At 67.3% G+C, this 10,596-nt stretch carries 1 protein-coding gene; it reads right to left on the bottom strand.

The window, feature by feature from the left end; all coding sequences use genetic code 11:
* Positions 1 to 10,470: beta strand repeat-containing protein (locus tag ACIQ3Q_RS09915; protein ID WP_396268910.1), on the bottom strand; the 10,470-nt coding region annotated here is incomplete at its 3' end.
* Positions 10,471 to 10,596 lie beyond the last annotated feature (126 nt).

Raw genomic sequence — 10,596 nt, 5'->3', positions numbered from 1 at the left:
GGCGCCCACCCAGCCGGTTTGGCGGGCGGTGCCGGTGGCCATCACGTCGAAGTTGACGCCGTTGGCGGCCGACAGGGTTTGGATGCCGTTGCCGTCCAGGTCCAAGACGATGGGGGTAGCCAGGAAGTAGGCGTCCAACTGGGCCGAGTTCATGGCGGCCACATCGGCGGCTTCGAAGGCCGCAATTTGGGACGTGCTCATCGCGGCAATGTCGGCCGTCTCCAAACCAGCGATCTGATCGGTGGTCAAGGCCACGATCTGATCCGTCGTCAGGGCGCGGGCCTGGGCGGTGCTCAGGGCCGCAATCTGGGCGGTTTGCAGGGCTTGGAACTGGTCAGTGGTCAGCGCAGCAACTTGGGCGGTGCTGAGGTTGGCCACCTGGCCGCCTTGCAGGGCTTGCACGTCGTCAGTGGCCAGGGCCGCAATCTGGGCCGTGCTGAGTGCCCTCAGCGACGTGGTGCTGAGGCTGGCCACTTGCTGGGTGGTCAGCGCCACGACTTGGTCTGTCGTCAAGGCCGCCATGCTGGCGGTGCCCAGGGCGCGCAGGTCGGCTGTCTCCATGGCCGCCACTTGGGTGGTGGTCAGGCCCGCGATCTGCGCCGTGGTCAGTGCGGCCACTTGCAAGGTGCTGAGCGACTGGATGTCATCGGTGCCCAGGGCGCTGAAGGCCTCGGTGCCAATGGCGCGGATGGAGGCCGCGCCCAAGGCTGCCAAGTCAGCGGTGCTGATCGTGGCCATGTGGTCGGAGGTCAGTGCCGCAATTTGAGCCGTGCTCATCGCGGCGAACTGAGCCGTGCCCAGGGCGTCCACTTGGGCGGTGGACAAGGCCGCAACGGCCTCGGAGCTCAGCGCACGCAGGTTCAGCGTACCCAGAGCGGCCATGTCGGCGGTTTCCAGCGCGGCCACTTGCTCGGTCGACAAGGCCGCCACTTGCGCGGTGGTCAAGGCAGCCACCTGGGCCGTGCTCAGGGCGCCCACGGCTGTGCTGGTCAGCGCAGCCACTTGGGCCGTGGTCAGGGCCTTCACATTGGCGGCACCGAAGGCAGCCATGTCAGCGGTGTCAAAGCCGGCGATCTGCGCAGTGGTCAAAGCCACGGCCTGGGCAGTGGTCAGTGCGGCCACCTGGGTGCTGGTCAAGGCCACCAGTTGGTCGGTGCTCAGCGCAGCCACTTGGGTGGTCGTCAGCGCGGCCACTTGGGCGGTGCCCAGGGCCGCCATTTCGTCGGTCGTCAGCGCGGCCAACTGGGCGGTGCTCAGCGCGCGCAGCGGCAGCGTGCCCAGGGCCGCCAAGTCAGCAGTCTCCAGCGCAGCCAGTTGCGTGGTGGTCAGGGCCATGGCTTGGCCGGTGGTCAGGGCCGCAAACTGAGCCGTGGTCAAGGCGTTGATCTGGTTGGTTTCCAGGGCAGCCACTTGCGCCGTCGAGAGCGAGGCCACTTGTGTGGTGCTGAGTGCAGCAATCTGCGCCGAGCCCAGGGCGTTGAGCTGGGTCGATGTCAGGCTCTGCAACTGTGTGGCTGTCAGGGCCAGCAGGTCGGCAGTCTCCAGCGCGGCCACTTGGTCGGTGCTCAGCGCCGCCACATGGGTAGTGCTCAGGGACACGACTTGCGCAGTGGTCAGGGCTTGCACATCGGCCGTGCTCAGAGCCACCAGCTGCTCCGTAGAGAAGGCGCGCAGTTGCTGGGTGGCCAGCGCCGCTGCTTGGTTGGCCGTCAGGGCGGCCACTTGATCGGTGCTCAGTGCGGCGATTTGCGCCGTGCCCATGCCGCGCAGGTCGGCCGTTTCAATGGCGCGAATCTGGTCGGTGCTGAGGGCGGCCACACCCGCCGTGGTCAGCGAGGCGACTTGGGTGGAGGTCAAGGCCGCCACTTGGGTGGAGCTGAGGCCCGCCAGCGCCCCGGTTTGCAGAGCGGCAATGGCGGCCGTGGTCAGCTGTGCAAGGTCATTGGTTTCGAAGGCAGCGACTTGGTCGCTGGACAGAGCCGCCGCTTGGGTGTTGGACAACGCGGCCGCATGGGCAGTGGTCAAGGCGGCCACTTCAGCGGTCGTCAGTGCGGCGATGGACGCTGTGCCCAAGGCCCGCACGGCGGCGGTGCTCAGGGCGGCCAGATCGGCCGTCTCCAGGGCCGCAATCTGCTCGGTGCTCAAGCCAGCCGCCTGGGCGGTGGTCAGCACGGCGAACTGAGCGGTGCTCAAGGCATTGAGCTTGTCGGTGGTCAGCCCTGCCATCTGAGCCGTGCTCAGTGCCGCCACTTGCGCCGTGGTCATGGCATTGAGTTGGGCTGTGCCCAGAGCGTTCAGTTGGTCGGTCGACAGGGCGCGCAAAGCGGCCGTGCCGATGGCACGCAGGTCTGCCGTCTCCAGCGCAGGCACTTGGTCGGTCGTCAGCGCGGAAATTTGGGCCGAGCTCAGGACGGAGACTTGGGCCGTGCTGAGGGCTTGCAGCGCATCGGTGGACAGTGCGGCCACCCGGTCGGTGCCCAAGGCCAGTACGGCAGCGGTGGTCAATGCGGCCACGTCACCGCTTTCCATCGCGGCCACTTGCTCCGTGGTCAGGGCAGCGGCATGGGTGGCTGTCAGTGAACGGATCTGCTCGGTGCTCAGTGCGTTCAGGTTGTCGGTGCTCAGCGCAGCCACTTGGGCGGTGCTCAGGCTGGCCACCTGCGCCGTGCTCAAGGCGGCCACCTGGGCGGTGCCCAGGGCGTTGAGCTGGTCGGTCGCCAGGGCGCGGATCTGGGCCGTGCTCATGGCGCGCAGGTCAGCGGTCTCCAGCGAGGGCATTTGGTCGGTGCTGAGTGCCGCCACTTGCGCCGTGGTCAGACCAGCGGCCTGAGCGGTGGTGAGTGCGGCAATCGCGTCGGTCGACAGGGCAGCCACTTGGGCCGTGCCCAAGGCCTTCAAGGTGTTGACGGCCAAGGCGGCCACGTCCGCAGTCTCCAGCGCAGCGGCTTGGTCGGTGGTCAGTGCAGCGCCTTGAGTGGCGGTGAGCGAGGCCATCTGGCCTGTGCTCAGGGCGTTCAGCGCGTCGGTGGTCAGCGCAGCGATCTGGGCCGTGGTCATGGCCACGACCTGGCTGTTCGAGAACGCGGCCATCTGGGCGCTGGACAAGGCGTTGAGCTGCTCGGAGCCCAGCGCCGCTACTTGGGCGGTACCCAGGGCGCGCAGGTCGGCCGTCTCCAGCGCTGGCATCTGGTCGGTGGTCAGCGCGGCCGCTTGGGCGGTGGTCAATGCTGCCGCCTGCACGGTGGTCAAGGCCACGATGGCATCGGTGCTGAGCGCAGCCATCTGCTCGGTGCTCAGGCCACGCAGGCCGTTGACGCTGATCGCAGCCACATCGTCGGTGCTCAGCGCCGCCACCTGGTCGGTGCTGAGCGCGGCAATCTGGGCCGAGCTGAGCAGGCCGAACTGCACGGTGCTCAGAGCGTTCAGGTTGTCAGTGCTCAGGCCAGCCATTTGCGTGGTGGTGAGCGCGGCCACTTGGGTGTTGGTCAGCGCAGCCATTTGGGCGGTGCCCAAGGCGTTGAGCTGCTCGGTGCCCAGCACGGCCAGTTGAGTGGCACTCAACGCGCGAAGGTCGGTGGTCTCCAAAGCCGCCACTTGGTCGCTGGTCAGGGCGGCCACTTGGGCGGTGGACAGGGCCAGGATGTGGGCCGTGGTCAGCGCGGCGATATCGGCCGTTTCGATCGCTGCCATCTGCTCGGTGCTGAACTTGTTGATCTGGGCGCTGTTCAGGGCGGCCACTTGCGCCGTGGTCAAGGCTTCGACCTGGGCCGTGGTCAGGGCTTGGACCTGGGTGCTGGTCAGCATGCGCAGGTCGGCCGTTTCAATGGCTTGGATCTGGTCGCTGGTCAGCGCGGCCACTTGGGCCGTGGTCAAGCCCGTGGCTTGGGCGGCCGACAACGCGGCAATCTGGTCGGTGCCCATGGCCGCCAGAGTTTCGGTGACGATGGCGGCCAGCGCAGCGGTGGTCAGCGAGGCCACATCGGCCGTCTCCAGGCCGGTGATCTGCTCGCTGGTCAGCGCGGCGGCTTGGCCCGCCGTCAGTTGGGCCACTTGCGCGGCACGCAGCGCGGTGATCTGGTCGGTGGTGAGTGCGGCAACGGCTTCGGTGGTCAAGCCACGGATCGCGGCAGAGCCCAGGGCGGCCACGTCTGCGGCTTCCATGGCCGCCACTTGGGTGGTGCTCAGCGCAGCCGCTTGAGCACCGGTCAACACCGCCATTTGCGCCGTGGTCAAGGCGTTGAGCTGGTCGGTGCTCAGCCCGGCGATCTGCGCCGTGGTCAGGGCAGCGACTTGGAGGTTGGTCAGGGCCACCATCTGCTCAGTGCCCAGCGCATTGATCTGCGCGGTTTGCAGCGCAGCGATCTGCACGGTGCTCAGTGCCCGCAGGTCGGTGGTTTCGATAGCCGCGACTTGGTCTGTGGTCAAGGCCGCCAGTTGCGCCGTGCTCATGGCCATGAACTGCGCGGTGGTCAGGGCACGCAGGTCGTCGGTTTCCAGCGCCGCGGCTTGCTCGGTGCTCAGGGCCACGACTTGGGCCGTGCCCAGTGCAGCGGCTTGAGTGACGGTGAGCGCAGCGACTTGGTCGGTGGTCAAGGCACGGACAGCGGCCGAGCCCAGCTGACGCAGGTCCGCCGTCTCGATGGCTTGAATTTGGTCGGTGGTCAAGGCGGCCACTTGCGCGGTGGTCAGGCCGGCGGCTTGTGTGCCGGTCAGAGCGGCCACTTGCTGGGTTTCCATCGCGGCCAGGGTGTTGGTGGTGATGGCAGCCAGTGAGGTCACACTCAAGGCGGCCACTTGCGCGGTGCCCAGGCCCACGACTTGGTCGCTGGTCAGGGCGGCGGCTTGGCCGCTGCTCAATGCACCGGCTTGGCCCGTCGTCAGAGCGGCCAGCGCGTCGGTGGTCAAGGCAGCTACCGCTTCGGTGGTGAGGCTGCGCACGGCGTTGGTGGACAGCGCCGCCACATCGGCCGTCTCCAGCGCGGCCACTTGGGCGGTGCTCAGGGCGGCAGCCTGGCCGGTGGTCAGCGCCGCGAATTGGGCGGTGCCTAAAGCGTTCAGGTTGTCGGTAGACAGGCCCGCCACTTGAGCCGTGGTCAGCGCAGCGATTTGCGGTGCGCGTAGGGCGGCCATTTGGTCGGTGGACAGCGCATTGAGCTGTGCCGTCGACAGCGCTTGCAACTGGGCGTTGGTCAGCGTGGCCAAGTCAGCCGTCTCCAGCGCGGCCGCTTGGTCGGTGGTCAAGGCGGCGATCTGCTCGGTGCCCAGTGCCATCACCTGCGCCGTGCTCAAGGCCTGCAGATCGTCGGTTTCCAGGGCGGCAATCTGGGCGGTGGTCAGTGCACGCAATTGTTGCGTGGTCAGGGCCACCATTTGGGTGGTGGTCAAGGCTTCCACTTGGCCAGTGGTCAGCGCGGCCACAGCGGCCGTGCCCAGCAAGCGCAGATCGGCCGTCTCGATGGCTTGGATCTGGTCGGTCGTCAGCGAGGCGACTTGAGCCGTGGTCAAGCCGGCCACTTGGGCGCCAGTTAGGCCGGCAATCTGGGCGCTGCTCAGCGCAGCCAGAGTGTTGGTGCTGATGGCAGCCACCGAGCCCACGCCCATGGCGGCCAAGTCGGCGGTTTGCAGGCCGGCCACTTGGTCGCTGGTCAGTGCGGCGGCATGGGTGGTGTTGATGCTGGCGGCCTGGCCCACGGTCAGGGCTGCAATCGCGTCGGTGGTCAGCGCCGCAAACTGCTCGGTGCTGAAGTTGCGCAGCGCGGACGTGGTCAAGGCGGCCACATCCGCTGTTTCAAGGGCTGCCACCTGGGCCGTGGTCAGTGCAGCGGCTTGGGCGGTGGTCAGCGCGGCCACTTGGGCGGTGGTCAGGGCGTTGAGCTTGTCGGTGGCCCAGCCGGCGATCTGCTGGGTGTTCAGTGCAGCGACTTGGGTCGTGGTCAGCGCGGCGATCTGGTCGGACAGCAGCGCATTGAGCTGCTCGGTCGAGAGTGCGCGCAGTGCGGGCGTGCCCAGGCTGCGCAGGTCAGCGCTTTCGATCACGGCCACTTGGTCGGTGGTCAGGGCGGCCACTTGGGCCGTGGTCAGGCCGGCGACTTGGGCGGTGGTCAGCGCCACCACATTGCCCGTGCTCAGCGCCGCCACTTGCTCGGTGGCCAAGCTGGCCAGCTGAGCCGTGGTGATAGCGGCCGCTTGGGTGACGGTCAGGGCGCCGATCTGGTCAGAGTCGAGCGCACGCAGTTGGGCGCTGCTCAACACACGCAGGTCAGCGGTTTCCAGAGCGGCCACTTGGTCGGTGGTCAGCGCGGCGATTTGTGCGGTCGTCAGGGCTACCGCTTGCGCGGTGGTCAAGGCCACGGTTTGCGCAGTGGACAAAGCGGCCACCGTGTCGGTAGCCAAGGCCGCCACAGCGGCCGTGGTCAAGGCGGCCAGATTGGCCGTGGTCAGGCCCGGAATTTGTTCGCTCGATAGGACGGCGGTTTGGGTAGACGTCAGAACGGCGGCTTGGGCGGTCGTCAGCGACGCCAGATCAGCCGTTGTCAGCGCCGCAATCGAGGCTGTGCCCAGCGAACGAATGCCCGCTGTGCCCAACGAGGCGATGGACACGCCACCCAGGGCCAGCAATTGGTCTGGGGTCAGCGCGGCAATTTGGGTGGCTGTCAGCGCGGCAACTTGCGCAGTCGTCAGCGCGGCAAGATTGTCGGTAGACAGGGTGGAGATTTGGCCGGTGGTCAGGGCCGCAATCTGGCCGTTGGTCAGGGCCGCCACTTGGGTGGTGCCTAAAGCGTTGAGCTGCACCGAGCTGAGCTGCACCAACTGCGCCGAGGACAGGTTGACCAGGTCAGCCGTCTCCAGCGCAGGCATTTGCTCGCTGGTCAGGGCGGCCACTTGGGCGGTGGTGAGCTGAGCGATCTGGGCCGTGGTCAGCGCGGCCACCGCAGCAGTCGACAGCGCTGCAATTTGCTCGGTGCCCATGGCGCGCAGCGCGCTGGTGCGCAGGGCGGCCACATCGGCCGTCTCCAGCGCAGCCACTTGGTCGGTGGCGAGCGCCGCCATTTGCGCACCCGTCATGGCTTCGTATTGGGCCGTGGTCAGGGCCACCAAGGCATCGGTCCCCATGGCCGCCACTTGGTCAGAGCTGAGCGAGGCGATTTGTGCGGTGCCCAGGGCAGCGGCCTGGGCGGTGGTCAGCGCGTTGACCTGCTCGGTGCTGAGGTTGGCCAATTGGGCGGTGCTGAGCGCGCGCAGGTCGGCGGTTTCCAGTGCCGCCACTTGCTCGGTGCCCAAGGCTTGCAGTTGAGCGCTGGTCAGCACGCCCATTTGGGTGGTGCTGAGGGCTTGGATCTGCGCGGTGCTCAAACCGGCCACTTGCTCGGTGTTGAGCACATTGACTTGGTTGGTGGCCAGGGCCGCAATCTGCGCGCTGTCCAAGGCGCCCACCTGGGCTGTGCTGAGGGCGCGCAAGGCAGCGCTGCCCAGGGCGCGCAGGTCGGCCGTTTCCATGGCGGCCATTTGGGTCGTGGTCAGGGCCGCGACTTGGTCGGTCGTCATGGCGGCAAACTGGGTCGTCGACAACGCCACCAACTGCGTGGTGGTCAACTCGGCCACGGCGGCCGTGGTCAAAGCGCGAATCGCAGCGGTCCCCAATGCGGCCAGATCAGCGGTTTCCAAACCACTGACTTGGGTGCTGGACAGCGCCGCCAATTGCTCGGTGGTCATCGCTGCGGACTGCGCGGCGGTGAGCGCGGCCACTTGGGCCGTGGTCAGCGCAGCGATCTGCGCGGTGCTCATGGCACGCACAGCGGCGGTGCTGAGTGCGGCCAGGTCAGCTGTCTCCAGCGCCGCCACTTGCTCTGTGGTCAGGGCGGCCGCTTGGGCGCCCCGCAAAGCAGAAAAGTGTGCGGTGCCGAGGGCGTTCAGGTCATCGGTGACCATGCCGGCCATCTGGTCGGTGGTCAGACCCGCGACCTGGGTGTTGGTCATGGCCGCAAACTGGGCCGTGCTCAGGGCATTGAGCTGCGCGGTGTTCAGTGCACCCAGTTGACCCGTGCTCAGGGCCGCCAGATCAGCGGTTTCCAGCGCAGCGACTTGGTCACTGGACAAGGCGGCCACTTGGGCGGTGGTCAGCGCTGTGGCCTGAACTGTGGTCAGGGCACGAATTTGGTCGGTGGTGAGCGCGGCCACTTGCTCGGTGCGCAGGGTCATCAGCTGCGCCGTACCGATGGCGGCCGTCTGGCCGGTGGTCAGCGCAGGGACTTGGTCCGTGGTCAAGGCACGCAACTGGCTGCTGGACAGTGCCCGCAAGTCCAGGGTCTCAATGGCCTGGATCTGGGTGGTGGTCAGCGCGGCAACTTGGGCGGTGCCCAAAGCGGCAGCTTGGGCCGTGCTGAGGGCGGCGATCTGTGCCGTACCCAGAGCCGCCAAGGTACCGGTTTGCAGCACCGCAACGTTGGCCGTGTTCAGAGCGGCGAGGTCGGCGGTTTGCAAGCCCACGACTTGGTCGGTGGTGAGCGCTGCGGCCTGTACCGTGGTCAGCATGGACCATTGGCCGGTGGTCAGTGCGCTGATGGCGTCGGTGGTCAGCGCCGCGAACTGGGGGCCACTCATGGCGCGCAGCGCCAGATTGCTCATCGCGGCGACATCAGCGGTCTCCAGTGCGGCGATCTGCGCTGTGGTCAAGGCGGCAGCTTGAGCGGCCGTGAGCGACGCAAACTGAGCGGTGCTCAGTGCATTCAAAGTCTCTGTGGTCAGGCCGGCAATTTGGTCGGTGCCGAGCGCCACCACTTGCGTGGCCGTCAATGCGGCCACTTGGGTGCTGCCCAGGGCATTGAGCTGGTCGGTCGACAAGGCCCGCACTTGGCCGGTGGTCAGGGCGCGCAGGTCGGTGGTTTCCAGGGCGGCCATCTGGCCAGTGGTCAGCGCCGCCACTTGGGCGGTGGTGAGGTTGGCAAACTGCGCCGTCGAGAGGGCTTGCAGGTCGGCGGTCTCCATCGCGGCCAGCTGGGCGGTGGTCATGCCACGCAGTTGTGCCGTGGTCAAGGCGGCAGCCTGGGCGGTGCTGAGTGCAGCCACTTCATCGGTGTCGAGCGCGGCTACTTGGGCCGTCGTCAATGCAGCGACTTGGCCGGTACGCAGCGCAGCAATGCCCGCAGTGCCCATGGCGGTCAGCGCTTCTGTGCTGATCGCGCGCAGTGCGGCCGTGCCCAAGGCGGCAATCGACGCTGTCTCCAAGGTGGAGGTCTGGGCCGAGCCCAAGGCCGCAGCTTGGGCCGTGGTCAAGGCGGCCACCTGAGCGGTACTCAGGGCATTCAGTCTTGTGCTGTCCAAACCGGCCACTTGCGCCGTGCTCAAACCTTGCACTTGAGCCGTGGTCAAGGCGCTGACACCATCAGTGGTCAGGGCATTGAGTTGTGCGGTGTTCAGGCCTGACAGTGCGCGGGTGGTCATGGCCCGCAGATCGGCCGTTTCCAGGGCGGCCATTTGCGCGGTGGTCAAGGCCGCCGCTTTGGTGTTGGTGAGCGAGGCGAACTGGGCCGTGGTCAGGGCTTGCAGGTCTTCCGTGGTCAGGCCCGCCATTTGGGCGGTGCTCAAGGCATTGATCTGGGCGGTGGTCAGGCCCGCGATCTGGGCGCTGTCCAGGGCCGCCAGTTGCGCGGTGGACAGCGCGGCAATGGCCGAGGTCTTGAGGGCGTTGAGCTGGGCCGTGCTGAGTGCGCCCATTTGGTCGGTGGTCAGCGCGGCGGCTTGGGCCGAGGACAAGGCTTGGGTCTGGGGCACTGTCAGCGCTGCCACGGCTGCGGAGGACAGCGCAGCGACCTGCCCTGTGCCCATGGCCAGCAAGGCGCCAGTGCTGAGGGCGCGCACGTCCGCCGTCTCCAGCGCATTGACTTGGGCGGTGGTCAGGCCCGCAATCTGTGCGGTGGTCAGGTTGGACACCTGCGCGGTGGTCAAGGCCTGCACGCTGGCGGTGGACAGCGCAGCGATGGAGGCACTGCTCATCGCCCGCAAGGTGGTGACTTGCAGTGCAGCGACGTCGGCCGTCTCTAGCGCGGCCACTTGGGCCGTTGTGAGCGCAGCAGCCTGGGCTGAGCTGAGCACGGCGAACTGCGCGGTGCTCATGGCATTGAGGCTGTCCGTGGTCAGCGCCGACAGTTGCGCGGTGGTGAACTTGCTGACCTGGGTGTTGTTAAACGCCGCCATCTGCGTGCTGTCCAAGGCATTGAGCTGCGCCGTGGTCAGGGCCGCAATGCCAGCCGTCGTGATGGCGCGCAGGTCGGCGGTCTCCATGGCCGCGATCTGTGTGGTCGACAGGACGGCGATGTTTTGCGCGGGGATGGCAGCCACCTGGGAGGTGGTCAGCGCGGCAATCTGCGCTGTCGTGAACGCCGCCCAGTCCTCGGTAGTGAGGCGTGCAATCGTGGCCGTGGAGAGGGCCGCGATTTGGGCAGTGGTCAGGCTGGTAATGATGGTCGCCATGCGCGAAGCTCCGAGAATCTGATGTGCCCCATCCAACATGGATGGAGGCTCTAGACCGGAGATCGACGCTGCGGCAAAACCTTATGGGGTCGCCACGGCCCTTTTACCCGGTCCGTCGTACGGGAC

This window comes from Ideonella sp. (genome assembly GCF_044358605.1).
Classification (GTDB): domain Bacteria; phylum Pseudomonadota; class Gammaproteobacteria; order Burkholderiales; family Burkholderiaceae_C; genus Ideonella.
Note: the sequence above shows the minus strand (reverse complement) of the source record. Positions and strands in the feature narration are given on the sequence as shown.